Below are 23,190 nucleotides of genomic sequence, written 5' to 3' on the forward strand. Positions count from 1 at the left end.
GTTTGGCTGATTGGAAATATCCAATCAACCCTGCTATTTGGAGGCAGGCCCCAAATTCTATTGGATATTTCCAACGTGAATTGAACAGCGATTCGTTTTATGGCAGAGAATGCCTATTAAAGATGCTATACTAGGATTATCCGGCGAATAATGGAGTTATTTTTGGCGATTTGGAGCAAGATCCCAATGGCGTGCTGACCCATTCCATCACCGAATTGATGCAGGCGTTAGAAGCCATAAAGCTGTAGAACTGGATACCGGCGAAAGCAGATGCCGAGCACCGGTTGATCCGTTTCGGAATCGTATTTCCCAGGAGCGGGTATCCATGTTAAGATATATGAAAATTCTGGAAGGTAAAAAGAAGGAGGAACATCCCATGGACGTAAATCAAGTCTATCTGGAAAGTGTGGAGAAGCTATTTCTGTACTATAAAACGCTGGGAGAAAAAGCGATGGATCAATTGGAACCTGACCAATGGTTTGTCGCTTTTAACGAGGATTCCAACAGTATTGCCACGATCGTAAAGCACTTGTGGGGAAACATGCTTTCGCGCTGGACCGATTTTCTTACGTCCGACGGGGAAAAGCCTTGGCGTAACCGCGATGCCGAGTTTGAAAATGATATCCTAAGCCAAGCAGAACTGCTGCAAAAATGGAATGAAGGCTGGGAGTGCTTGCTCAGCGCCATTCGTTCCGTCCGCCCGGATCAATTGACGCAAATTGTTTATATCCGCAATGAAGGGCACACCGTCATGGAGGCGATCAACAGACAGCTGGCGCATTACCCTTACCATGTCGGGCAGATCATTTATGCTGCCAAGATCCTGAAGAAAACGGACTGGGACAGCCTGTCCATCCCAAGAAACCGTTCCAAACCATACAATGAGGCAAAATTTTCCCAGGATAAGGCCGTCAAAAACTTTACCGACGACGAACTGAAGCGCTTGAAGTAAGGGGGGAAGCCACACTCATGGGCACTGATTTCAATCAACTTCGCCAAATCGCGCAAACCATTGTCACAATCCCCCCGCATTACCGGCTGGAGATGGAGGACAGCATCCCCCAGGAGGAAGAGCGGGAGCGATGTTATATTTGGGAAGATCCCGGCGCTGAGGAGCATCAAATTGAAGTTTCCCTCGACATCGCCACGGGAGTTCTTACCCGGCTAAGCATTAACGGGCCGGTAGAGGATAGCGGGACGGAAGCCGAAAGCTTTATGGCGGATGAAGACAAGCATAAGCTGGCGAAAAAGGCTGCGGATGCCTTTGTAGCCGAGTATCATCCCGATCCTGGCAAACTGACCATCTGCGAAACTATGAAAAGACGAATTCCGTATACGTTTGCCTATCGCCAGGAAGCCGGGGGCTTGCCGCTCCCGGACACGGGGTGTGAACTGACGGTGGATCACCGCTTCGACGTCACCCGTTATCGGCTGGAAAGCCGGCTGGACAACGCGATTCCAATTCCGGATTGGCCCAATGCCATTACGCCTGAAGCACAAGTTTTAGAGAACCTCAAACAACGTCTGCGGATGAAGCCGATCATTTTGAACCTGCATCCTTCCATCTATGAAATGAAGGTCACCGAACCGGAAGACCGGCTTGTTTATGAGCCGGAGCCGGATCATGCCCTGATCGACGCGACCACCGGCCGCGACCTGTTCGGGCCTGATCATTATGTTTTGCCGCCGAGCCGCCCGCTATCTTCAAGTGAGAACATAACGCAAGCGCCGCCTCTTTCGGAAGAGTCCTGGGAGCAGCGCCTGGGCATCGACATGAACCGTTATGTCCTGGAAAAATGTTCGGACGATGGGGAAAGAGTGAAGCGGATTTATCAGCTTAAGACGCAAGAGGAAGAGGAGAATGAACGGGATCCTCTGTCGGCGGAAGGTTATATGGAGCGAAAATGGGGAGACAAGCTGCGCTTTTTTCGCAAAACTTCGATTATGGTACAGGTGGAAAAATCGACGGGACGGCTGGTTGGTTACCACCATACGGGCTGTGGCGAAGCAGGAAGTCCCACGTTAAACCGAGCCGAATGCTGGGAAGTGGCGGAACGGTTTTTGCGGATGGTTTTCCCGGACTATATGAAGTATCTCCAATTGCAAATTGATGCCGAGGACGAGGCGGAAGAGGAGCGCTCCAGGGAATTCTTCTACCTGCCGGTTTATATCCATGGTGTCCCCGTCCATCTCGAACGGGTGACGATCAGCGTGTGCACTGCTACCGGGACCGTTTGCATGTATATGGGGACTTCTTATGAAATGATCGAGGCTCTCGCTTCAAGGCAATTCCAACCGGCGATTACGCCCGAACAGGCCTTCGATTTATATAGCGCGCAGCTGAAGCTTCGTCTGGAGTGGTTTTTGGATCGTGATCAAGAGCCGCCGGAATATCGGCTTGTGTATCAATCCGATCCTGCGGTGACGAACAGCCTGGGGGAAAAGCGCCGCCTCGCTTTTATCGACGCGGTGACCGGAAAGTTTATTATGCGGAAGGAATAGGCAGGAAGTTCGGTTCAACCTAGAAATCGGCGCTTGACAGCCGGGTACTGGAAACGACTCTAACCGTCGGTAGGACCAATCATCGATAGGACCAGCCAGCAGCAGGACCAATCATCGATAGGACCAACCACCGGCAGAGCTCTAAAATAGCGCCACTTTATGTGCTTATTATCTGGAAAAGATCACGTTGGTTCTCGTTAGCGGCATTTTTTGTATTTATTTTCCTATGAATGGTCCAGAACGCAGGCAATTCCTTGTGATTCGAGAAAATAACGACATTAATTTCCTCTATTTCACTCAAATGGACGGATATCGGTGAAATAAAGCCATTTTTTGTTCTTATGTTCTTTGCTGGAGTTTTTTTAGACTCGGCGTAAAAATTAGGCCTTAATCCGTCTTAGAGGAGCGGTTTGTGTATGAAACGGATATGGATTGTCTTGGTGTTCGTATTGGTCGTCGGATGCCAGAGCTCGGCGGAAGCAATCCCTTTACGCCCCATTTCCTTGTCGGAGGTTTATCCCGGCGATATTTTGCAAGTCGATAAAGTGATTTTGGTGGATGGCTCCACGGGAGCAAGAAGGGCGATCGAAGACCGGCAGCAAATTACGGAATGGATTAGCCGCATGAAAGATATCGAGCTGACGCCCGATGAGAACCAGGAAGACAGGACGGGTTTTATGTTTGGCATAAGTTTATATGAGGGAGAGGAAAAAAAGCTAGGGTTTATTCCAAATCTCATCCAAGGCGTCTACTATAAACCTAACCCCGAATTTGAGGGATACATCAAAGCGCTTTTTGAGAAGCATTTTAAAGCATACGAGCCTAGTGATTGAAACCGGAGATACAACCGTATTCCTGCAGAATGACTTAAGAAAGGAGCGATAAAAGATGAAGTACTTCAAAAAAATGGAAGCGGACAGGCTGTATTTGTCCCCGGTAAATCCGGAGGATATAGAAACATACACGAAGTGGATCAATAACTTATCTTTGTCTGTGAAAATAGGTTCTTCCGCTGAAGTGTTCAGTTTGCCGCGGGAAAAAAGCGTACTCGAAAATATGGCCCGGGAAGGGCAAAATTTTGCGATCGTGTTGAAAAATAATGATGAACTGATCGGGAATTGCTCTTTGTTTGCCATCGATCAGACCCGAAGAGTCGCGGAACTCGGTATTTTTATCGGCGAAGATCGGCAGAGAGGAATGGGCTACGGGGCGGAAGCCATCAAGCTGCTAAGCGAATACGGCTTTAAAATACTAAACTTAAACAATATTATGCTTCGGGTTTTTGAGTTTAACGAGCCGGTCATCAAGTGTTACGAAAAAGCCGGGTTCCGCCTCTTCGGAAGAAGAAGCCAGTGTTATCTCGTTAACGGAAAAACTTACGACGAATTGTATATGGAAATTTTGCGAGATGGGATGACCTCCTGTTATCTGGATGCTGTGTTGCCTTAAAAGGGGAAAAATGATATTTCTATCACCAATATATTTTTTGCGAGGTGGGACATGCCCAATTTGCCGTCGGAAGCTTTAATCCAACAAATCGTGTCATCCGAAAACGATTATATGTATGATCGGATGCTGGCCATTCAACGCAGGCCGGGCAATCCCGAGGGAATTGAACTCCGCCGGTTCGGCAACGCCTTGTGCATTTACAGCCGGACCATGCCCTGGCCTTCTTTTAATACTGTAAAAGGACTAACCGCCGGGGACGTGGATTTCATCGACCCGATCATCGAGTTTTATCAATCGAGAGGACGAAAACCCCAATTTGAACTCGTCCCGTCGCTTGTGGATCAGAATATATTTGCCCGTTTGGCCGAACGCGGATTTTATCAATCGGGATTTCACACCTCTTTATACCTCTCAGAGCCCCAAATTCCCCAAATCGACGAGCAGAATGAAATCACCGTTAAGGAGCTTCAGGAAGACGAGTTTATGACCTATGCCATGATTCATTGCCGGGGAACCGGGCTATCGGATGATGGCATCCCTTATGTTGCCGAAAATAACAAGGTGCTTTATGGCAGGCCTGGCTGGAAATTTTATTTGGCCTATGTGAAGGAGGAGCCTGCCGCCGCCGGCGTGATGTATATCAAGGACGGCATAGCTTCGTTTACGTTTGCGGCCACTTTGCCGCAATTCCGGAATCGTGGCTTGCAGCAAAGGCTGTTGCATCGGCGGATCGCGGAGGCATCCCGCCAGGGGTGCAAGCTGGCCGTCGGCCAGTGCGCTTTTTTATCGCAAAGCCACAGAAACATGGAGCGGGCCGGCATGAAAATCGGCTACATCAGAACAAGCTGGACCGCACGGTAAACGGAAAGCGGAGGGAAGGAAGTGTATATTGATTTAACGCATGAAAAAACAGGAAACCCTCCGCTTAACGCTTCCGGGTTTCCCGTTTTTTCGTTCGGTTATGCGCCGTTTAATTCACTTTCGTAAACAACCATTTCTGCGCATCCGTACCGTTGTCGGTGTACTGCTGAACCGCCGCCCCGTCCGCCGTTGAGGAGCTGGACACGTCCATGACCAGGCCGCTGACTTTGGAGACCAGCTTATAGTAACCTCCGCCTACATCGACGATCTTCCACCGCTGGGCATCGGTTCCGTTATCGTTCCACTGCTGCAGCTGCACGCCGCTCGCCTTACTTGAACTCGGCACATCCAGTACCTTGCCGCTATGCATCGCCGTCAGCTTATAATAGCCGTTGCCCATATGCTCTACCTTGAAGCGCTGGTTGGTTGCGGTGTAATTGGTCCACTGCTGCATTTTGGCCCCATCCGACATGGAAACCTCCGTCACATCCAGCACTTTGCCGCTGGCTTTAGAGGTTAAAGTATAAACGGCGCCGCTTTCAATGTTGGTTGAATTACCCGAGGCTTGATATACCCGAACATAGTCAACCAGCATTTGCGACGGGAAAGGCGTCGAACCGTCCGGACTTCCGGGCCAATTGCCGCCGACCGCAAGATTCAGCAGGATGAAAAACTGCTTTTGGAATTCCTCGGTGTTCCCGGTCCCGTTTTCGATATAAAATTCATTGAATTGATTGCCGTCCACGAACCAGCGAATGTATTTGGAGTCCCACTCGATGCTGTACGTATGATATTGGGAAAAGTCCAGGTTCCCGGATGTCCGTCCATAATCCGCGTGCCCGCCCGCATCCCAATGTACGGTGCCGTTCACGAACGGATTGTGGTTAACCCGTTCCATAATATCGATTTCCCCGCAATAAGGCCAGCCGACCGAGGAAATATTTGAGCCGAGCATCCAAAATGCCGGCCACAGCCCTTGTCCGGAGGGAAGCTTGATTCTGGCTTCCACTTTTCCGTAAGTAAAGTTTTTTAGCCCCTGGGTTTTGATGCGGGCCGAAGTGTAATTCATGCCGCCGTAAGATTCCTTCTGCGCCGTGATAACCAGATTGCCGCCTGTCACCTGCAGGTTCTGCGGCCGATTGGTGTAATACTGTAGCTCGTTGTTCCCCCAGCCTCCGCTGCCGGTGCCGATTTCGGCGGTCCAGTTGGCCGTATTCAGCGAGGAGCCGTTAAATTCGTCGCTCCAAACGAGTTTCCAATCGGTTGCGGCGGAAGCGCTGGGATTTGCGGCAGGGAAAAAAGACAGGATGAGAGTAAACAGCAGAAACAGGTAGAGAGGTTTGCCAAGCTTCAACATCAATTTCACTCCTTTTTAAAGTTTGTTCAAAAAACATCACCAAATGACAGCGCTATCATAAAATTACATTTCCATTATAAGGTGAGAAATGTTATTTTTACAACTAGAATTTTCATAATTTCCAAAATAGGTTTATAGGATTCAGAACATGGATGTATAATCATGGGAATAAGGTAGGAGGAGGAGCTATGAAATTCATCGTTTTGTTCGGGCCGCAGGCAGTGGGCAAGATGACCGTTGGACAGGAGCTGGCGAAAATCACGGGACTAAAATTGTTCCATAACCACATGACCATAGAATTGGTTTCCCAATTCTTTGACTACGGCATGCCGGCCGGGAAAAGATTGGTCAGCTTGTTCCGCCGGGAAATATTTGAAGAAGTGTCGAAAAGCGATCTTCCGGGGTTGATTTTCACTTATGTGTGGGCGTTCAATTTGCAGGAGGATTGGGATTATGTCCACCAAATCAGCGGCTTATTCGAATCCAGAGGCGCGGAGGTGTATTGGGTCGAGCTTGAAGCGGATTTGGCCGCAAAGCTGGAACGAAACAAGGATCCACACCGGCTGCAGCATAAACCTACGAAAAGAAACATTGAACGTTCCGAGCAAGATTTGTTGAAAACCATGGAAAAATACAGACTGAACTCTTACGAGGGCGAGATTCAGAAAGAAAACTTTATGAAAATCAACAATACATTCCTAAGTCCGGAAGAAACCGCAAAGGCCATTCGGGAAAAGTTTCGGTTATAATGGAACAAAGGAGAAACCACATGAACGAAAGCGAATATTTTGATGTTTTTGCGCCGGACGGGATCAAGCTCGGCACGGAGATGAAGGAGCTTGCAAAGGAAACCTGAAGGGAGATTATCGTGGCATTGATGAGATCCGCGCGCAGCAAGGCATTGATTTTGCTTATCGGTTATTCGCTGCTATTAATCTACTGGATGCTTTTTGGATTCGGCAGAGTGTCCCATAGTACGTACATGTATAATCTCAAGCCGCTCTCCACGATCCGCCTTTATCTTCGCTCGTATGATTTTATGTCCGGAATCTGGCTGGTCAATTTGGTTGGAAATATCGGCGTCTTCGTACCGTTTGGCATCCTGCTGCCATTCGTTTTTCGAGGCAACCTGAGAAGGTCATCGGCCGTTTTTATAACCGGTGTTTTTGTGTTGGAGTCGCTCCAGCTTCTATTAAAAAGAGGGAGCTTCGACGTAGACGACTTTATCTTAAATACTTTAGGTTTTGGGCTGGGATTAGGAGTATATAAAATCTGCGAATGGATGATAAAAAAGGAGAATATCTTATGAGCACCTCTATTTCAATCAAACAAGCCGGTCAGGAGGATTTGGAGGGACTAGCCGTTTTGTTTAATGAATATCGTATCTTTTATGAGCAAACTTCCGATATGGAGGGAGCCACGAGATTTTTGTCGGAACGGCTGTCCCGGAACGAATCCGTCGTATTTCTAGCCGTCGATCAGGTCAATCAAACGCCGGTCGGGTTCACGCAGCTGTATCCGTCCTTTTCTTCGATATCGATGAATCGTTTGTGGGTTCTCAACGATCTTTACGTTCGGGAGGAGTACCGCAAACAGGGGGCGGGGAAGCTGCTGCTGGAAGCGGCTAGAACTTATGCGCTGCAGACGAACGCCAAAGGACTGGAGCTGTCCACGGCCATCGCCAATGAGCGGGCCCAACGGCTCTACGAAAAAAGCGGATATATCAAGGATACGGAATTTTATCACTACTTCTTAACTTTGTAGCCGGAGGTATAAAATGAAGATCGATTTTCCCGTCTCGGACAAGCTTCATTTGCGGCTAACGGCACCCGAGGATATTGAATTTGTTCTTGCGGCCGAGCAAGATGAGCAGAACCGGCAATTCATCACCCTTTGGACGAAAGAGCGTCATCTACAGGCATTGGATCAAAAGGATTGCCTGCACATCATCATCGAGGATGTAAGCCACCGCCCGGTTGGATTTGCGATGCTGTTTGGTATCGAAAGCAGCAATCAAAACATTGAACTGAGAAGGATCGTAATCGTCGATAAAGGCAAAGGATACGGAAAAGAAGCGCTGGAATTGGTTAAAAAGTTGGTTTTTACCGGCCTTAGGGCCCATCGGCTGTGGCTTGACGTGAAAGATTTCAATTTACGGGCGCAGCATGTTTACGAATCGGCCGGTTTTCAAATTGAAGGGAAGCTGAGGGAATGCGTAAAGGTTAATGATCGATACGACTCTTTGTTTGTTATGGGTATGCTGGATCGGGAATATTTCGGGCGGTCCTAAAAAAATCCGCAGGAGATGAGCGGTGTGGAGCATGGGGAATTCGAGGAACTGTTTTTGAAAATTACGTATCACCGGATGTGCGATATGTATTGGCCAAAGTTAAAAATCGCTTTGCACGGGGTTGACCGGGAAACTTTATGGCACGAACCTTACCCGGCGGGAAATACGCTGGGGGGGATCGTTCTGCATGTGTGCGAGCACATCGCCAGAAGCTGCTTAAGGCTGCAAAATTTAGAGCGGCAATTAAAGCCCGGTTTCGAGAACTATTTTCCGGCCAATGGGCAGACGGACGAAGAGTTGCTTGCTTTATTCGAAGCCCAACTGGATGCTTGGAAGCTGCTGATGATGAAATACTTAAGCCGCGAACAGGCTCTCGATCAAGAGCAGGTTCACCAGCTGTATCATCTGGCCGAACATACCGGTTATCATCTCGGGCAAGTTCTGGACCGGGTTCAAGCTGCGACCGCCCGAAAGTTTTCTTTTACCCAGCAGGGTGTGAACGAAGCCTATTTACGGAAAAAAATCGACGCTAAAGCATGAACCGGCAAGGCCGGGAAATGTGGAACTAAGGAGAACGACCATGTTATCGACACGGAAAATTATCGTTACCGGCGCAGCTTCCGGCATCGGAAAAGAAATCGCTCTGCAATGTTTACAGGAAGGGGCTTCCGTCATTGCGTGCGATTTAAATGAGGAGCGGCTGGGCGAGTTGGCGCGGACTGCCGATTCCCCGAACTTGTTTACGTATAAGGTGAATGTACGCCATTATGACGAAGTGGCCGCGCTGTTTGCGGCTTTGGATAGAGAGCATGGCGACGCTGACGGTTTAGTGAATAACGCAGGAATTTATCTTGGAAAAAGCATACTGGACTATAAGCAAGAGGAGGTCGACGGCGTACTTGATGTCAATATCAAAGGCGCTGTGTATTTTTCGCAATTTTTTGGAAAAAGAAGGCTTGAGCAGCATAAGCAGGGGGTTATCGTCAACATGTCCTCCGTCTCCGGCCTGGAAGGAAGCTCTGACGCCGTTTATGGACTTTCGAAGGCGGCCATCTTGGGACTTACCAAAAGCTGTGCTATGAATTTTGCGCCTTATGTCCGCATCAATGCGGTCGCTCCCACCATGGTGGACACGGCGATGATGGAGCGTATTCCGGAATGGCGGAAACGGGAGTATGTCAGCCACCAATTGGTAAATCAGCCGCTGACGGCGGAGGACGTGGCCCATACCGTGATCTTTTTGTTGTCCGATAAAGCACGGCATTATACCGGAGCGACGTTTGATATTAACAGCGGCTGCTATTTAAGATAAACGTGAAGATAGTGGGGGAGATTGGAAAAATGTCTGGAGAGCATCTTCATAAGGAACGGCCGCAAGGCAGAAGCAGGGCTGATCTGCAAGCCGACTGCGAGAATTGCTTTGGCCTGTGCTGCGTGGCGCTGCCTTATGCGGCTTCGGTGGATTTCGCGGCCGATAAAGCGGCGGGAGAGCCTTGCTCCAATCTGCGTGGCGATTTCCGCTGCGGCGTCCATGACAGCCTGCGGCGGCGGGGCTATCGGGGCTGCACGGTTTACGATTGCTTCGGGGCGGGGCAGAAAATATCGCAGGTAACCTTCGGCGGAGTCAGTTGGCGGGAAGCCCCGGAGTCCGCGGCGCTGATGTATGAACTGTTCCCGGTGATGTGGCAGCTTCACGAACTGCTCTGGTATTTGGACGAAGCGTTGGCGCTGGATCCGGCCGGTTCGCTTCATGAGCGGCTTCGTTTGGCTTATGACGAAACGGAACGGCTCACCCGTTTGAGCCCGGCCGAGCTCCAACAAGCGGATGCGGCGGTGCAGCGTGCGAAGGTTAACGAGCTGTTGCTGGAGACCAGCGAACGGGTACGGAGCTCCGCACTTCGCGGGCTCAAGAATACGGCGGGCCGCCGCAAAACCTACGGGCGCGGCGCGGACCTGATCGGCGCCAAACTCAAAGGAGCGGATCTGCGGGGGGCAAACCTCAGAGGAGCCTATCTGATCGCCGCCGATCTTAGGGATGCCGACCTTAGCACGGCCGATCTAATCGGGGCCGATTTGCGCGATGCCGATCTGCGTGGCGCGAACCTGTCGAGTTGCCTTTTTTTGACCCAAATGCAGCTGAATGCAGCAAAGGGCGACGGGCGCACCAAGCTGCCGCCGCAATTCGTCCGCCCGGACCATTGGAACGGGGGCGGCGCATGAGCGATTACTTGGACCGGATCGAAAGTGTAAAGGCGTATATGTTGCAAAATTTAGGCGAAAGGCTGAGCCTGGAGCAATTGGCTGAGGTATCCCATTTCTCTAAATATCACTTTTCGCGGGTGTTCGCCGCAGCAACGGGGCTGACGCCGATAGCTTATATGAACCGTCTGCGATTAAACCAAGCGCTGGCTTATTTGCTGGAAACCGATAAAACGGTGCTGGAAATTTCCGCGTTGTGCGGGTTTGAATCGGCCTCGAATTTCAACGCCGCATTCAGGAAGCATTTTGCCAAAACACCAAGCGAAGTTCGCCGGGAGCGGCAAAAGGACCGCAATTTTTCTTTATCTTTCCGCAATAACCAGGAAGCCGAACCCGCTGCCTCCCTGTATGATTCGAATAAGAATCGTAATTTTTTGAGGAGGGTTTGGCAAATGAATGTAACGATGAAGGAATTGCCCGATTTTGAAGTGGCTTTTGTGAGGCATGTAGGCAGTTATCTGGAGACGTACAAGGCTTGGGCGCAGCTGGGCGAGTGGGCGGGCCAAAACGGGCTGTTTCCGCCGGAGCAAGCATTTATCGGGATTTCTCTGGACGATCCGGCTGTCACGGAAGAATTCGCCTGCCGCTACGATGCCTGCGTAACCGTGCCGGATACGCTAAACCGGGAGGACGCTCCGCCCGAAGTGCAGTTCAGGACGCTGCCGGGGGGACTTTATGCGATGTTTTATTTTTACGATACGCTGGATAAATTCGCGATTTTGTATCAAAGTATCTTTGGCGGATGGCTGCCGAATAGTGAATACGACCCGGACGACAGGCATTGCCTGGAGTTCAGCATGAACAATCCCGCGGACGATCCCGAAGGCAAGGCAAAAGTCGAATTGTACGTTCCGGTAAAGAGGAGGACTAGCTTTTGAAGTATACGCACATCTTGTTTGACGCGGATGAAACGCTGCTTGATTTCTCGAAGGCGGAAGCATTTGCGTTAAGCGAAGCGTTAAAGCATGAAGGGGTAACCTGCACCAACGAAGTGGCTCAGGCGTATAAGACGATTAATAAACAGCTGTGGACCGAATACGAGCAGGGTAAAATCGGCCAGGACAAGCTTAGAACGGAGCGGTTTGAACGTTTGTTCCGCGAGCTGGACCTTGCCATTGGCTCCGGGGTTGGCCCGTTTAGCAAACTGTATACGCAGTTTCTGGGGAAAGCTTCTTTTTTAGTGGAAGGCGCCGCTCCGGTCTGCCGGGACTTGATCAATTCGGGCCTCCGCTTGGCGATCATCACGAACGGCATCAAAGAAGTGCAAATGAGCCGGATTCAAGGCTCGGAGCTGGCCGGCTGCTTTGAAGCGATTATCGTGTCCGAGGAAATGGGCTTCCATAAGCCGCAGCGAGGCATTTTTGATTATGCGTTCGACAAACTAAGGCTTACGGACAAAACCCGAGTGTTGATGGTCGGCGATTCGTTAAGCTCGGATATCCGGGGCGGAGCGGATTACGGGATCGATACCTGCTGGTTTAATCCGCTGCTGCAGCCGAATGCTTCCGGCGTCCGGCCAACCTATGAGATACAGCGCCTGGAGCAAATTCGCGAGCTTGTTGCGGGGGCGTAAGGCAGTTGGGGCAACGCAAATAATGAATTCCAAATGGCTGGTCTGTCCGCTTTCCTGGGGCAGGCCGTTTGTTTTTTTAGAGAGTAGCTCTTCTTGGTAGAGTCAAATGCAAAAGTGCATCTTATTTTCGAAATATTCGCTTATTTTAACCTATGAGATGCAAAAGTGCAGTTGTTTGGAGGGTAAATGGCAAAAACTAGTAGATTATTCGAAAATGAACTGCACTTTTACACTTCATCAACCTGGGCGGGGAATTTTGGTCAAATCCAACTGCACTTTTGCATTTCATGCGATTTCGGGGAGGAGCACGCATGACAGGATATTCAGAAAGTACCGAGAATATAGTTATTCAGCAAAGGTTTCGACTAAAGGAGGTCTGAGAATGAATTCAGTTGGATCTATATAAGTTGAACTATTGATTGTACGGATCGGGGCAGCCGTGTGAAATGTTCTTACGATCGCTGTTGTTCGCGGATTTCTCTAATTGAACTAAATTCAGAACGGTAGAAATCCGTTCACAAAGGCGACCACTGCCGTTTCTTCAGAATCATTTCACACTCTTGCCAACTTCGGCATTTCTTTAGTTCAACTTATATAGTATTGGAGTGTTTGGTATTCTACCCGCATTGATGCTGCTGGTGTATATTGTAGTTGTTTGTTTAGGGATCTATGCCCTTGTCTTGTTCATCAATCTCGCTCGCCGGGGAATCGAGGCGTTGGATATTTGCCTGTACGAAAAGCGGGGAAGGTAATCGCCGTTAAAATCGAGGATGGAGGAGGGCCGACCTATGGATGTTTGCATATCGGAAATTTTGCCCGAACATAGAGAGCTTTTTCTGAACTTGTATAACTTGTATTTGTACGATTTATCCCAATTTACGGGCGAGGACCCGGCGGAGGATGGGAGATTCGATACGTCGAACAATGATCTGTATTTGGAGCGAAAAGAATTGTTCCCCTACTTTATACACTGTTCCGGCAATGTGGCTGGTTTTGTCCTCGTCTGTGCGCCACCATTTGTCCCTAACGGGATCGATTACACGATACAGGAGTTGTTTTTGCTGAAAAAATACCGGGGCCGGCAGATCGCGCAAACGGCGGTGGCCGAAGTCATACGGCGGTTGTCGGGGCGGGTGCGGGTGGAACAGCTTAAGAACAATGCCGCGGCCGTAGCGTTTTGGCGGAGTTTTTACAAACGGCATGCGATCATTTATGCGGAAACCTCCGAAAGTGTGGAAATCGAGGGCGTGCCCGGGGTTCACGAAATGCTGGCCCAGACGTTTACGTTGAGTTCAAATTCCCTCAAATAGAGTATAATTATTGGGAACGTACTACATCCGATTAAATCAAAGTAGAGCCAAACGGAGTTGAATATGAACCTACCAAATCAAGTGATCAGTCTTAGTTTATACGATGAAAAATACCTTGAGGCGCTAGAACGCTTTGAGCTTCCCGAAAATCAGGCAGAATTTACCGCCCTGCCCTCTGAGGCGCTGGACATGTCCGTAAACGACCCTGACCGCTATCCGGTAGTTATTTTGGCGGGCGGGACAACGCTGGCCGGATTTTTCGTACTGCATCGGAATTCCGATTTCGTCCCCCTTGTCGAGAATCCGCGGGCGCTGCTGCTGCGCGCCTTATCGATCGATTTCAGGCACCAGGGAAAAGGCTACGCCAAAGCGGCGATGCTGCAGTTGCCTCCGTTTGTCCGTGAGCATTTTCCTGAAGCGGATGAGATCGTGCTGGCCGTCAACCATCAAAACTACGCCGCGCAGAGGCTCTACGCTAAAGCGGGCTTTGAAGATCGCGGCTTAACTAAAATGGGCCCCAAAGGACTGCAGCATATTTATCATTACCGGATCGGGTGAACGACGACTGGCGGGAGCGGAAATCCGGGCGCCAGCCGCAGGCGAACAGTCATAAATGGAGGATTAACAAATTGATTACATATCGGGAAATCAAGGAAGAGGATGCCGAGCGGCATTTGAAATTATGTTTGAAGTTGGATCAGGAAACGAAATTTATGCTGTTGGAGCCGGACGAACGCAAAACATCCGACAAGGCGCATCAAGAACGGATTCGTGCAATCACCGGATCGCCCAATTCCACGATCATCGTGGCAGAAGATAACGATGAGTTGGTCGGCTATCTGGCAGTGAACGGTGGAGGGGCCAATAAGATAAAGCACCTGGGCCACATCGTAATCGGCATTTTGAAGGACTACACCGGGAAAGGCGTCGGGACGGCTCTTTTTCAAGCTGCCGAGGCTTGGCGAACTCAATCCGGTTCCGGCATCACGAAGTTCGAACTTACGGTCATGGTGCCGAATGAGGCTGCCATTGCGCTGTATAAAAAAATGGGGTTTGAAATCGAAGGGACGAAGAAAAATTCCATTCGGATGGACGGAAAATACGTCGACGAGTATTATATGGGCAAGATGTTTTAGCTGATTCCCCGTAAGGAGGCTCCCATGATTTAATGTCCGTGATGTGGAGCGCGGGTGGTACTGATTGACAATGTTTGCCCCTAGTACAAGTATGAGGTCTTGCCGGGGACCAGGCTGCCTGAGAAACTCCAACGAAAAAAATAAGGACAAAAAAGGGCGTTATTCCATGATCCCTCCCATTCCAAGAGAGATAGAGGAAATTTATGTCGCTATTTTCCCCAATTGCAAGAAAATGCCCATATTCTGGACCATTTATAGGAAAATAATGACAAAAAATGCCGCTAATGGGGATGAACATGCCTGGCTCCGGATAATAAGTCCATAAAGTGTCGCTATTTTGATGGCCGACGGTTGGTCGTTCCGGTAGCCGATGGTTTTCGTTCCGCTGGCCTACGGTTCGTATTCCAACAGCCGGCGGTCAAGCACCGATTTCCAGGTTGAGCCATAAATTCGAGGAAAGTTGGCCTGTTATGAAACGAACGGATGTTGTGTACCTGCTGATCACAAACGAGGCGAAGACGCAGGTGCTGATGGTGAAAAACGAAAATGAAGCCTGGACGCTGCCGGGAGGCGCGGTGGAAGCGGGCGAAACGCTCCAGACGGCGGCGGTCCGGGAAGCAAAGGAAGAAACCGGGTTGGATGTTGACGTGTTTGGCGTTGTCGCCGTCAATGAATTCGTGCAAACGGAAAAAATGGAGCATGTCGTGCTGCTGACCTTCCGCGCTGAAATTAAGGGCGGCAGACAGGAAATTACCCGGCCGGAGGAAATATTGGACATCGCCTGGGTCGACGTGAAGCAGGCTGATGAACTGATGCCTTATTATCCGGAAGGAATCAGTTCCATTGTCGCCAAAGGCGTGGAGGTTACTTATTTTGATGAAGGAAAAATTTAAGCAAGCCTGACGAGAAAAAGAGGCCTGCCGGGATGGGATGATGACCATCACCGGAAGGCCTTTTTTCAATTTCTAGTGCTCCAATGTAGTTTCTTTGCGCCGGCCGAAGCGCTGCCCGATCGCCAGGAACAGCAACGCGATCAGCAGCGGATACAGCATTGCCCAACCGGTGAACGGAAAGACAACGGCCGTGGCGATAAAGGAAATCCAGCTGATGATAACGCCGGCACGGCTGCCTTTGAGAAGCTTGATGCCGGCCGCGCACCCGCCCATATACGTCAAAATGAACGTGGCATTCGGGAACTGGATTAACGTAGCCAATGAAAGCGCGCCGCTGCCATAGAGCAGGATCACCACCGCAAAGCAGAAGGCGAGGAAGAACAGCGCCCCAACCGGCGTATGAAACCGGGGCGAAAGGCCGCGCCACCATTTGGGCGCGTTCCCTTCCCGCGCCATCGCATAAGCGACGCGGGCGGCCGCACCGGTGTATGCGATCATGCCGGCCATGCAAATGAACAACCCGGTCACCCCGGCGACAATTCCGCCCCAAGCGCCAAGCGGCTGGCTGATGATCCACACCATCGAGGAATCCGAACCGCCCTTTAAATAGCTTTGCGTGCCGACCGTGGCCAACGCGGAGAGGAAATACAAAATCCCCACAATGATCGCAGCGGTGGTCACACCTTTGATCGCCGCTTTTTGCGGATCCTTAAACTCTTCGGACATATGCGACACGGCCTCCCAGCCGATAAAGCACCAGAACAGCATAGAAGCCGCTTGACCGACGCTAAGCCAGCCGTGCGGCAGAAACGGAGTAAAGTGGGCGCTCTCCATCCGCGGCATTGCCGCCGCAAAGGAAAAAATCAACACGGCCGCGATCGCGATCACGACGGCGATTTGGATTTTGCCGGCAAGCTGCATGCCGATCCAGTTGGTGAACAGCGCAGCGGCCAGCATGGCCGCGGCTATGGCGATTTTGGCTCCTTCGCCCCAGCCCAGCGCGGCGGTCAGATAACCGGCTCCCGTCAGGGCCGCCACGGGCGCTCCAATCGGCACCGACATCAGAAAAAACCAGCCGACCAGCGTTCCGGCCCGCTTGCCGTATGCAAGCGTAACGAAGTGGGAGACGCCTCCGGCATTCGGATATTTGGCGGACAGCAAACCCATGGACAAAGCCATCGGCAAAATCAGCAAGACCATAAAGCCCCACGCGAGCAATGAGGCCGGTCCGGCCAGTTCGGCCGCCAGTCCGGGAACGATCAGCACACCCGAGCCCAGCACGGAGCCGATATAAAGGGCGATGGCCTGCGGCAGGCCGATGCCCTGCTTGAGTTTAGGTGAGTTTGAGTTTTCGTGCATTGATGTCATCCTGCTTTCCTTGCGTTTTTTATAAGCGTATCAGATAATTGATCCATAGGAAAAACAGAATTATTGAATATTATCTATTCGATTTTTCGATGGAAGGAGATTTGGGCGATGGAATCCCGCCATTTATTTACGTTTTTGACCGTGGTGGAAGCCGGCAGCTTTACCCGCGCCGCGCAAAAGCTGGACTACGCGCAATCCAGCATTACGGCGCAAATCCAGGCGCTGGAGTCCGAGTTGGGCTTGCCTTTGTTCGACCGGATCGGCAAAAAAATCATTCTGACCGATGCCGGGCGCCGGCTGCTGCCGTATGCACAGGAGATCGCCAAAATCCACTCCATGGCCAAGGATGCCCTGCATGCGGAGGCGGAGGTGACCGGCTCGCTGAAAATTGGGGCCCCTGAATCGCTGGCCGCTTTTCGCTTGCCGGAGATTATTCGCGATTTCCGCCTCCGGTATCCGGAGGTGCAGATCGTTTTGCAGCCGGGACAATGCTTGGAGTTAAGGGAACGGGTGCGCTCGGGGGAACTTGATGTCGCTTTTCTGCTGCAGCCGGAGGTGGAGGACCGGGACCTGCATATCGAGACGCTCGTCCAGGAGCCGATGGCCCTGGTGGCGCCAGCCGATCATCCGCTGCAAACGAAGAAGGAGGTCCAGCCTGCGGACCTAAATGATCAAACGATATTGCATACCGAAAGCGGCTGCTCCTATCGGACATTGTTTGAGCATTATTTGAATAGCCACGGCGTTTTTCCCGACCCAAACCTCGAGTTTTGGAGCATTGAAGCGATCAAGCAGTGCGTCATTTCGGGCTTGGGTTTGTCGTTCCTGCCGCTGATTGCCGTCCGCAGCGAGCTGCGTGAGGGAAAGTTGGTTAAGCTGAGCTGGGACGACGAATCGCAGCGCGTGGCCACGCAGCTTGCCTATCATCAAAAAAAGTGGAGATCCCCGGCGCTCGCGGAGTTTTTGGATTTAATCCAGACGTACGCAAAGCGGTGGCGGAGCGAAGGGGAAAAGGACGCTAAGACGGCCAAAAGAGGCGCGTAACATTTCGAGGCCAGGCACTAACATACTTTTGCGGCAATTCGCAAATACTTCCAGTGATCTTAAGTCAGATGCTGGAGGGAGTTATTATGGCAAAGACGGGTGAAGTTAAGGCCGGCATATCGACCTTTCATTTAACGATGATGGCGCTTGGCACGGTGGTCGGAGGTTCCTTTTTCCTCGGTTCCGGGGTAGGAATCAAAGCGGCGGGGCCTTCGATTCTCATATCTTATATCATCGGCGGAGCATTGGTTTATATTATTTTGTATGCTTTATCGGAAATGACGGTAGCCGATCCGGTCTCCGGCTCGTTCCGGACCTATGCCGAAAGAAGTTTTGGAGCTGGGGCCGGGTTCGTCACCGGCTGGGTGTACTGGATCGGGTTGATTTTTGCGATGTCCAGCGAATCGATTGCGGCGTCGACGTTTCTGCGGGTGTGGTTTCCGAAGCTTTCCCCAGGGTTTATCGGGACGGCGATCATTGTTGCCGTTACGCTCCTTAATTTGTTGGGCGCCAAATATTTAAGCAACCTGGAAAGCGGGCTGGCGGCGATCAAGCTGGTCGCTATTGCCGGTTTTATCGTGATCGGCCTCGCGATCATAGCGGGCCTGATGCCCGGCGTACCCGCTGTTGGAGCCGGCGAACTGCGCTACGAACCGTGGCTTCCCGGAGGGATCGCGGGAATTGCCGGGAGTATGATCACGGTCGTTCTTACCTATGCCGGTTTTGAAGTGATTGGGCTGGCTGCCTCAGAGGTGCGCAATCCGCGAAAAACGATCCCGCGCGCCATTAACCTGACATTAGTCAGCTTGATCGGGCTTTACATCGCGTCGATCACGGTGATTTTGCCGCTGTTTCCGACCGGGGGGATCACCGCCGACGAAAGCCCGCTTGTGCTTGCGTTAACCCGCTGGGGAATGGGCTGGGCCAGCACGCTGATGAACATCGTCATGATCACCGCGATCTTGTCCACCATGCTGGCCGCGATGTTCGGGCTCGGCCGGATGATTCGTTCTCTGGCGGCGGAAGGGCACGCTCCCAATTGGCTAAAAGACAGGACGGATGTTCCTTACCGGGGGATTCTTTTTTCGGGGGCGGCTATGCTGGCCGGTTTAGGTCTCGGCTACCTGCTGCCGCAGCAGGTCTATCTGTTTCTGCTCAGCTTGGGGGGATTTGCCCTCCTGTTTTCCTATTTCGTAATCCTTGCTTCCCACTACAAGTGGCGCCGGCACACCCCTTGTTCTCCGGAGGCCGCCTGCCAGCTTCCCGGATATCCCTATACTTCCTGGGCGGGGCTGATCGCCATGATCGCGATTATCGTCAGCATGCCGTTTATTCCGGGACAGGGCACGGGCCTCGTCATCGGCCTCGTCCTGGTTGCTTTGCTTTCGGGAACGTATTATCTGAAAACGAGACTGGCGGGACGGCGAGCGCTGAGGTTGAGGAAATACACCGGCAACACCGCGGGGCGAACAGGCCGAATTCGCAGGCCGCTGGCGCAAATGGAAGCCGCCGAAGAAGCCGCGCCCCCCGAGCAGTCCGCCGACAAACGTCCGGACGAACCGAAGTAACCAAGCGGCGGCCGGCTAATCGCCGGTTTCCTTTGCATCCAACAATCTCATAGAACAATCTAGCTGCAAATGATATAGTAAGTGTCGTGCTATGCTTTGCAGCTTTTTTGCGCCGGAAAGGAGTCCTCATATGGAGGCGATGAGTCTTCAGACATTGGTATGGTTGTTTATCGTCGCTTTTGTCATTCATGATTTGGAAGAAATTATTTGGGTGGAGCCGTGGATGAAAAGAAATGCACGCCAGGTTGCCCCTTTGCTTCCAGCCGGCATTAGGCCGACGTTCGAAAAAATGTCGCGGTTGACCAGCAGCCAATTTGCCGTGGCGGTACTTATGGAATTCATCATCTTTATTCCCTTTACGTACATGGCTGCGGAGAAGGGCCGCTTTTTTATGTTTTTGGCGTTTAACAACTTGTTCTTTTTGCATGTGTTTACGCACCTCGGACAGTCCCTTTATTTGAAAAGATACACGCCAGGCGTCGTAACCGCGGTGTTGGTCGTGCTGCCCTATACCACTCACCTCTTTTCTCGGCTGCTCGCCGAAAAATGGGTAACCTGGGGCGAGATTTTGTTAAGCGTCCCCGTCGGGTTCATCCTGGCCCCCTATGTTCTGCTTGGGCATGAGGTAGGGAGAAGGATAGTGAAATAAAAAAAGTCCATAAGGAGGCATTTTTGAAAAAATGCAGGATATTTTTAAACAAATTCCCTTATATCGATTTTTAATGTACTGTCAGGAAACGGAGATGCCAAGACGAATACTGGATTGCGGGGCAGGGGGCGATATGCCGCCTTTAAGTTTGTTCCGTTCCTATGGATACACAACTTACGGTATAGATGCTGACCCGAAGCAATGCGAAATTGCCGGCGAATATGCCAAACAAAGAGGGCAGGAGTTGAACATCCGCCAGGGGGATATAAGACGGTTGGATTTTGCGGATGATTCGATGGGGTTCGTTTATTCTTACAACACGATTTTTCATATGCGAAAAAAGGATGTTGAACAAGCTTTGAATGAAATGAAGCGCGTATTGATACCCGGGGGCCTTATGTTCGTTAACTTTCTCACCACCAATGATTTCCGCTGCGGTCAAGGTCCTCATCTGGGAAATCATGAATATGAGCAATTTGACGGTGACTTGCCGGTGATTCATTCCTATTACGATCCGCAGGAACCTGACAGTTTGCTTCATGATATGGAAGTTGTATACAAAGAAGACAGGGTGCTAGAACGTATTTATGAAGGTGAAAAAATCAGACAGGGCTTCGTGGATTACATTGTTAAAATGCCTAATTGATTTCATCGGATTGGGGTAGCGCTTACCGTAGGCGGCGGTGTATCATAGTTTTGTAAACATAGGTTAAAGCGTAAGGAGCAACGACCCGGCTGGAGATAGGCTTATCTGTTGGCTGGGTCAAGTTATTTACAGAGAAAGGATTGAAGCAGATGGAGGCATTGCAGATCCGTCCGGCAAGGTTTGACGATATCGACGGGATTCGCGAGGTTGCGGTCGAAACGTGGAACAGCACTTATGAAACGATTTATCCGGAGCATTTTATCGCCACTTTCCTGAATCACGCCTATTCGAAAAGCAGTCTGGAGCACAGCATCACCCAGGATGAAGCCAGCCCGGAACGGAAGTTTCTGGTCGCTGAGTTGGCTGGGGAAATTGTCGGATTCGGGCAACTAGCTGATCCCGTGAACGGGGAAAGCGAGCTGACCCGATTGTATATTTTGAAGGAGCATCAGAGGAAAGGGATCGGCAAATTGTTGCTTGGTGAATTGATCCGGCTCAATTCTTCCTTAAAGGAGATATTTGCTTGGTGCGAACGGGAAAACGGAATCGGCACTTTATTTTATAAATCAAACGGGTTTGCATTTACCGAAGAAAGCGAAAAAGTGGAATTTGGCTACCGCATGACGCTAGCCAAATACGTGAAGAAAATTTGACCCGCCGGCGCGGGCCGGCCAGAAAGGAAGCGATGGACGATGGCGGAGCATGTTCCGCAGCCGTTATGGCTGGAGTGGGCGAAGCAGATCCAGGCGATCAGCCAAGCGGGGCTGGCCTACTCCAAAGATATGTACGACCTTGAGCGCTTTGAAATGCTGCGAGACCTCAGCGTGGACATCCTGAACCGGTACACCGAGGTGGAGACGGAGAAGATCCGGTCGCTGTTTGCCGCAGAAACCGGGTATGCGACCCCAAAGGTGGACGTCCGCGGTGTCGTGTTCCAGGACGATCGGATCCTGCTCGTTAAAGAACGGATCGACGGGGCTTGGGCCCTTCCCGGCGGGTGGGCCGACATCGGACTGTCGCCGAAAGAGATCGCCGTCAAGGAGGTCAAGGAGGAATCGGGACTGGAAGTCGTGCCGGTCCGCTTGATGGCGGTGTTGGACAAAAAATTCCATCAACATCCCCCGGAGCCTTGGCATGTCTATAAGCTGTTTATTTTATGCGGGATCGCCGGCGGTGAGGCGGAACCTGGCATGGAAACGCTGCAGGTTGGTTTTTTCGGGAAGGACGAACTGCCGCCGTTATCTGTCGAAAGGAACACGCTGCAGCAAATTCAAAAGCTGTTTGCCTTGCGGCATCAGCCCAATGAGGTATGGTTCGATTAGGTTGGCGGACAAGAAACCTTAGAAAGGGTGGCAAGAGATGGCCAAACGGAAAACGATGCTTTTTCTCATCTTGTCGCAGATCGTATATGTGTTGTTTTTGGCCGTTTGGCTCGTCGTGCTGGGCATTTCCGCGTTTCTGTCCGATTCGCCCGGCTCGGCTGGCGATAAGGGAATAAGGATCTTTTTATATTACCTTGAGGCTTATCCTGTCGGACTGCTGCTGGCGCTGATACTGAGCTGGATGTTTTTCGCCAAAGGCAAATGGAAGCGCTCGGTATGGTGGAATATGCTTCCCCTGCTGTGGGTGATCCCTTATATTGGAATTATGATCTATGCCAAGTTTTCTTAATGATCGGGAAGGAAGAAGGTTTGAAGTATGCCGCATATTCACGGAAACCGGATCACGTTAAGGGACTACCGGATGGAGGACCTGCCTTATATCCGGCAATGGGTGAACGATGAGGAAATTACCGGCACGCTGAGCGGTATTTTTACGTTTCCGCATACGCTTCACGAGAGCGAGTCTTTTCTGAAAATGACGATGGAAGGGAAGACCGGGAGCAAAGGCTTTGTCATTGCCGAAAAGGATACGCTAGAGTACATCGGTCAAATCGATCTGCACAAAATCGACTGGCAAAACCGTTCGGCGGTGCTCGGCATCGTCATCGGACGCAAGGAACTGCTTGGACAAGGGTATGGCCGGGAAGCGATCGAACTGATGAAACGGTTCGTGTTCGAACGGCTGAACCTGAACCGGCTGGAGCTGGAGGTTCTTGATTTTAACGAACGGGCTTACCGTTGTTATCTCAGCTGCGGCTTTAAGGAAGAAGGACGGCTAAGGCAAAAAGAGTTCAAAAACGGGAGATACAGCGATATCATTATCATGAGCGTGCTGGCGGAAGAACAATAGGTAAGCAAAGAATGACGACACGGAGAGAGTTCCGGTCGTCATTTTTTTTAAGA

General features: G+C 51.0%; 28 protein-coding genes. 26 read left to right on the top strand and 2 right to left on the bottom strand.

Going from position 1 to position 23,190, the window contains the following annotated elements; translation table 11 throughout:
• The first annotated feature begins 376 nt into the window (after positions 1-376).
• The 5 genes from ACLD72_RS02640 (at position 377) to ACLD72_RS02660 (ending at position 4,812) form a co-directional block, all read left to right on the top strand.
• Positions 377-952: a DUF1572 family protein gene (locus ACLD72_RS02640; protein ID WP_410998085.1), complete on the top strand. Its 576-nt coding sequence runs from the start codon at positions 377-379 to the stop codon at positions 950-952.
• A 17-nt stretch (positions 953-969) separates the two neighbouring features.
• Positions 970-2,502 (top strand): YcdB/YcdC domain-containing protein, encoded by a 1,533-nt coding sequence (locus tag ACLD72_RS02645; RefSeq protein ID WP_410998083.1) that lies wholly within the window; start codon positions 970-972, stop codon positions 2,500-2,502.
• A gap of 416 nt (positions 2,503-2,918) precedes the next feature.
• On the top strand, positions 2,919-3,335 hold the full coding sequence (locus tag ACLD72_RS02650) for a hypothetical protein (protein ID WP_410998081.1): 417 nt from the start codon (positions 2,919-2,921) through the stop codon (positions 3,333-3,335).
• Positions 3,336-3,390: 55 nt separating this feature from the next.
• Entirely contained in the window at positions 3,391-3,951 is a 561-nt protein-coding gene (locus ACLD72_RS02655; RefSeq protein WP_410998079.1) for a GNAT family N-acetyltransferase, read from the top strand.
• A 51-nt stretch (positions 3,952-4,002) separates the two neighbouring features.
• Complete coding sequence (locus ACLD72_RS02660; RefSeq protein ID WP_410998077.1) at positions 4,003-4,812, top strand: GNAT family N-acetyltransferase; 810 nt, start codon at positions 4,003-4,005, stop codon at positions 4,810-4,812.
• Positions 4,813-4,921: 109 nt separating this feature from the next.
• On the opposite strand, the gene ACLD72_RS02665 is transcribed toward ACLD72_RS02660, so the two are convergent.
• Positions 4,922-6,169 (bottom strand): RICIN domain-containing protein, encoded by a 1,248-nt coding sequence (locus tag ACLD72_RS02665; RefSeq protein ID WP_251588980.1) that lies wholly within the window; start codon positions 6,167-6,169, stop codon positions 4,922-4,924.
• Positions 6,170-6,357: 188 nt separating this feature from the next.
• Between ACLD72_RS02665 and ACLD72_RS02670 the strand changes: the two genes are divergently transcribed.
• From ACLD72_RS02670 to ACLD72_RS02730, 13 genes are all read left to right on the top strand, one after another.
• On the top strand, positions 6,358-6,918 hold the full coding sequence (locus ACLD72_RS02670; protein WP_410998075.1) for a shikimate kinase: 561 nt from the start codon (positions 6,358-6,360) through the stop codon (positions 6,916-6,918).
• A gap of 128 nt (positions 6,919-7,046) precedes the next feature.
• Complete coding sequence (locus ACLD72_RS02675; protein WP_410998352.1) at positions 7,047-7,478, top strand: VanZ family protein; 432 nt, start codon at positions 7,047-7,049, stop codon at positions 7,476-7,478.
• The gene (locus ACLD72_RS02680) at positions 7,475-7,933 is read left to right on the top strand and encodes a GNAT family N-acetyltransferase (RefSeq protein WP_410998073.1); all 459 of its coding nucleotides are present in this window, start codon (positions 7,475-7,477) and stop codon (positions 7,931-7,933) included. The genes ACLD72_RS02675 and ACLD72_RS02680 overlap by 4 nt, the downstream gene beginning before the upstream one ends.
• Positions 7,934-7,946: 13 nt before the next feature.
• Positions 7,947-8,459, top strand: a complete 513-nt coding sequence (locus ACLD72_RS02685) for a GNAT family N-acetyltransferase (protein WP_410998071.1) — start codon at positions 7,947-7,949, stop codon at positions 8,457-8,459.
• Between the two features lie 24 nt (positions 8,460-8,483).
• Complete coding sequence (locus ACLD72_RS02690) at positions 8,484-8,999, top strand: hypothetical protein (RefSeq protein WP_410998069.1); 516 nt, start codon at positions 8,484-8,486, stop codon at positions 8,997-8,999.
• A gap of 40 nt (positions 9,000-9,039) precedes the next feature.
• The gene (locus ACLD72_RS02695; protein ID WP_410998067.1) at positions 9,040-9,771 is read left to right on the top strand and encodes an SDR family NAD(P)-dependent oxidoreductase; all 732 of its coding nucleotides are present in this window, start codon (positions 9,040-9,042) and stop codon (positions 9,769-9,771) included.
• A gap of 29 nt (positions 9,772-9,800) precedes the next feature.
• Positions 9,801-10,679: a pentapeptide repeat-containing protein gene (locus ACLD72_RS02700; RefSeq protein ID WP_410998065.1), complete on the top strand. Its 879-nt coding sequence runs from the start codon at positions 9,801-9,803 to the stop codon at positions 10,677-10,679.
• A complete protein-coding gene (locus ACLD72_RS02705) occupies positions 10,676-11,596 on the top strand; it encodes a GyrI-like domain-containing protein (protein ID WP_410998063.1) in 921 nt (306 codons plus the stop codon). Before ACLD72_RS02700 ends, ACLD72_RS02705 begins: the two co-directional genes overlap by 4 nt.
• Positions 11,593-12,291: a YjjG family noncanonical pyrimidine nucleotidase gene (locus ACLD72_RS02710; RefSeq protein ID WP_410998061.1), complete on the top strand. Its 699-nt coding sequence runs from the start codon at positions 11,593-11,595 to the stop codon at positions 12,289-12,291. Before ACLD72_RS02705 ends, ACLD72_RS02710 begins: the two co-directional genes overlap by 4 nt.
• Positions 12,292-13,079: 788 nt before the next feature.
• Positions 13,080-13,601, top strand: a complete 522-nt coding sequence (locus ACLD72_RS02715; protein WP_410998060.1) for a GNAT family N-acetyltransferase — start codon at positions 13,080-13,082, stop codon at positions 13,599-13,601.
• Positions 13,602-13,682: 81 nt separating this feature from the next.
• A complete protein-coding gene (locus ACLD72_RS02720) occupies positions 13,683-14,159 on the top strand; it encodes a GNAT family N-acetyltransferase (protein WP_458475519.1) in 477 nt (158 codons plus the stop codon).
• 71 nt (positions 14,160-14,230) lie between these two features.
• Positions 14,231-14,737 (top strand): GNAT family N-acetyltransferase, encoded by a 507-nt coding sequence (locus ACLD72_RS02725; protein ID WP_410998056.1) that lies wholly within the window; start codon positions 14,231-14,233, stop codon positions 14,735-14,737.
• 470 nt (positions 14,738-15,207) lie between these two features.
• A complete protein-coding gene (locus tag ACLD72_RS02730) occupies positions 15,208-15,630 on the top strand; it encodes an NUDIX hydrolase (protein ID WP_410998054.1) in 423 nt (140 codons plus the stop codon).
• Positions 15,631-15,702: 72 nt separating this feature from the next.
• Here ACLD72_RS02730 and ACLD72_RS02735 read toward each other — a convergent pair whose 3' ends face one another.
• A complete protein-coding gene (locus ACLD72_RS02735; protein ID WP_410998052.1) occupies positions 15,703-16,998 on the bottom strand; it encodes an APC family permease in 1,296 nt (431 codons plus the stop codon).
• A gap of 108 nt (positions 16,999-17,106) precedes the next feature.
• On the opposite strand from ACLD72_RS02735, the gene ACLD72_RS02740 reads away from it, so the two are divergent.
• The 8 genes from ACLD72_RS02740 (at position 17,107) to ACLD72_RS02775 (ending at position 23,137) form a co-directional block, all read left to right on the top strand.
• Positions 17,107-18,042: a LysR family transcriptional regulator gene (locus tag ACLD72_RS02740; RefSeq protein WP_410998050.1), complete on the top strand. Its 936-nt coding sequence runs from the start codon at positions 17,107-17,109 to the stop codon at positions 18,040-18,042.
• A gap of 86 nt (positions 18,043-18,128) precedes the next feature.
• Positions 18,129-19,610: an amino acid permease gene (locus ACLD72_RS02745; protein WP_410998048.1), complete on the top strand. Its 1,482-nt coding sequence runs from the start codon at positions 18,129-18,131 to the stop codon at positions 19,608-19,610.
• A 130-nt stretch (positions 19,611-19,740) separates the two neighbouring features.
• Positions 19,741-20,259: an HXXEE domain-containing protein gene (locus tag ACLD72_RS02750; protein ID WP_410998047.1), complete on the top strand. Its 519-nt coding sequence runs from the start codon at positions 19,741-19,743 to the stop codon at positions 20,257-20,259.
• A 31-nt stretch (positions 20,260-20,290) separates the two neighbouring features.
• Positions 20,291-20,905 carry a class I SAM-dependent methyltransferase gene (locus ACLD72_RS02755; RefSeq protein WP_410998045.1) on the top strand — a complete coding sequence of 205 codons (615 nt, stop codon included), beginning with the start codon at positions 20,291-20,293 and terminating at the stop codon, positions 20,903-20,905.
• Positions 20,906-21,054: 149 nt separating this feature from the next.
• Positions 21,055-21,558 carry a GNAT family N-acetyltransferase gene (locus ACLD72_RS02760; RefSeq protein ID WP_410998043.1) on the top strand — a complete coding sequence of 168 codons (504 nt, stop codon included), beginning with the start codon at positions 21,055-21,057 and terminating at the stop codon, positions 21,556-21,558.
• Between the two features lie 39 nt (positions 21,559-21,597).
• Complete coding sequence (locus tag ACLD72_RS02765) at positions 21,598-22,227, top strand: NUDIX hydrolase (RefSeq protein WP_410998041.1); 630 nt, start codon at positions 21,598-21,600, stop codon at positions 22,225-22,227.
• Positions 22,228-22,264: 37 nt separating this feature from the next.
• A complete protein-coding gene (locus tag ACLD72_RS02770; protein ID WP_410998039.1) occupies positions 22,265-22,576 on the top strand; it encodes a hypothetical protein in 312 nt (103 codons plus the stop codon).
• A gap of 27 nt (positions 22,577-22,603) precedes the next feature.
• Complete coding sequence (locus tag ACLD72_RS02775) at positions 22,604-23,137, top strand: GNAT family N-acetyltransferase (RefSeq protein ID WP_410998037.1); 534 nt, start codon at positions 22,604-22,606, stop codon at positions 23,135-23,137.
• The last annotated feature ends 53 nt before the right edge of the window (positions 23,138-23,190 follow it).

The sequence above is a fragment of the Paenibacillus lacisediminis genome, assembly GCF_046567315.2.

What these genes read in the sequence shown, in the direction of transcription:
- ACLD72_RS02640 (WP_410998085.1), top strand. Translation starts at nt 377, where the DNA reads ATGGACGTAAATCAAGTCTATCTGGAAAGTGTGGAGAAGCTATTTCTG.
- ACLD72_RS02645 (WP_410998083.1), top strand. Translation starts at nt 970, where the DNA reads ATGGGCACTGATTTCAATCAACTTCGCCAAATCGCGCAAACCATTGTC.
- ACLD72_RS02650 (WP_410998081.1), top strand. Translation starts at nt 2,919, where the DNA reads ATGAAACGGATATGGATTGTCTTGGTGTTCGTATTGGTCGTCGGATGC.
- ACLD72_RS02655 (WP_410998079.1), top strand. Translation starts at nt 3,391, where the DNA reads ATGAAGTACTTCAAAAAAATGGAAGCGGACAGGCTGTATTTGTCCCCG.
- ACLD72_RS02660 (WP_410998077.1), top strand. Translation starts at nt 4,003, where the DNA reads ATGCCCAATTTGCCGTCGGAAGCTTTAATCCAACAAATCGTGTCATCC.
- ACLD72_RS02665 (WP_251588980.1), bottom strand. Translation starts at nt 6,169, where the DNA reads ATGTTGAAGCTTGGCAAACCTCTCTACCTGTTTCTGCTGTTTACTCTC.
- ACLD72_RS02670 (WP_410998075.1), top strand. Translation starts at nt 6,358, where the DNA reads ATGAAATTCATCGTTTTGTTCGGGCCGCAGGCAGTGGGCAAGATGACC.
- ACLD72_RS02675 (WP_410998352.1), top strand. Translation starts at nt 7,047, where the DNA reads ATGAGATCCGCGCGCAGCAAGGCATTGATTTTGCTTATCGGTTATTCG.
- ACLD72_RS02680 (WP_410998073.1), top strand. Translation starts at nt 7,475, where the DNA reads ATGAGCACCTCTATTTCAATCAAACAAGCCGGTCAGGAGGATTTGGAG.
- ACLD72_RS02685 (WP_410998071.1), top strand. Translation starts at nt 7,947, where the DNA reads ATGAAGATCGATTTTCCCGTCTCGGACAAGCTTCATTTGCGGCTAACG.
- ACLD72_RS02695 (WP_410998067.1), top strand. Translation starts at nt 9,040, where the DNA reads ATGTTATCGACACGGAAAATTATCGTTACCGGCGCAGCTTCCGGCATC.
- ACLD72_RS02700 (WP_410998065.1), top strand. Translation starts at nt 9,801, where the DNA reads ATGTCTGGAGAGCATCTTCATAAGGAACGGCCGCAAGGCAGAAGCAGG.
- ACLD72_RS02705 (WP_410998063.1), top strand. Translation starts at nt 10,676, where the DNA reads ATGAGCGATTACTTGGACCGGATCGAAAGTGTAAAGGCGTATATGTTG.
- ACLD72_RS02715 (WP_410998060.1), top strand. Translation starts at nt 13,080, where the DNA reads ATGGATGTTTGCATATCGGAAATTTTGCCCGAACATAGAGAGCTTTTT.
- ACLD72_RS02730 (WP_410998054.1), top strand. Translation starts at nt 15,208, where the DNA reads ATGAAACGAACGGATGTTGTGTACCTGCTGATCACAAACGAGGCGAAG.
- ACLD72_RS02735 (WP_410998052.1), bottom strand. Translation starts at nt 16,998, where the DNA reads ATGACATCAATGCACGAAAACTCAAACTCACCTAAACTCAAGCAGGGC.
- ACLD72_RS02740 (WP_410998050.1), top strand. Translation starts at nt 17,107, where the DNA reads ATGGAATCCCGCCATTTATTTACGTTTTTGACCGTGGTGGAAGCCGGC.
- ACLD72_RS02745 (WP_410998048.1), top strand. Translation starts at nt 18,129, where the DNA reads ATGGCAAAGACGGGTGAAGTTAAGGCCGGCATATCGACCTTTCATTTA.
- ACLD72_RS02750 (WP_410998047.1), top strand. Translation starts at nt 19,741, where the DNA reads ATGGAGGCGATGAGTCTTCAGACATTGGTATGGTTGTTTATCGTCGCT.
- ACLD72_RS02755 (WP_410998045.1), top strand. Translation starts at nt 20,291, where the DNA reads ATGCAGGATATTTTTAAACAAATTCCCTTATATCGATTTTTAATGTAC.
- ACLD72_RS02760 (WP_410998043.1), top strand. Translation starts at nt 21,055, where the DNA reads ATGGAGGCATTGCAGATCCGTCCGGCAAGGTTTGACGATATCGACGGG.
- ACLD72_RS02765 (WP_410998041.1), top strand. Translation starts at nt 21,598, where the DNA reads ATGGCGGAGCATGTTCCGCAGCCGTTATGGCTGGAGTGGGCGAAGCAG.
- ACLD72_RS02770 (WP_410998039.1), top strand. Translation starts at nt 22,265, where the DNA reads ATGGCCAAACGGAAAACGATGCTTTTTCTCATCTTGTCGCAGATCGTA.
- ACLD72_RS02775 (WP_410998037.1), top strand. Translation starts at nt 22,604, where the DNA reads ATGCCGCATATTCACGGAAACCGGATCACGTTAAGGGACTACCGGATG.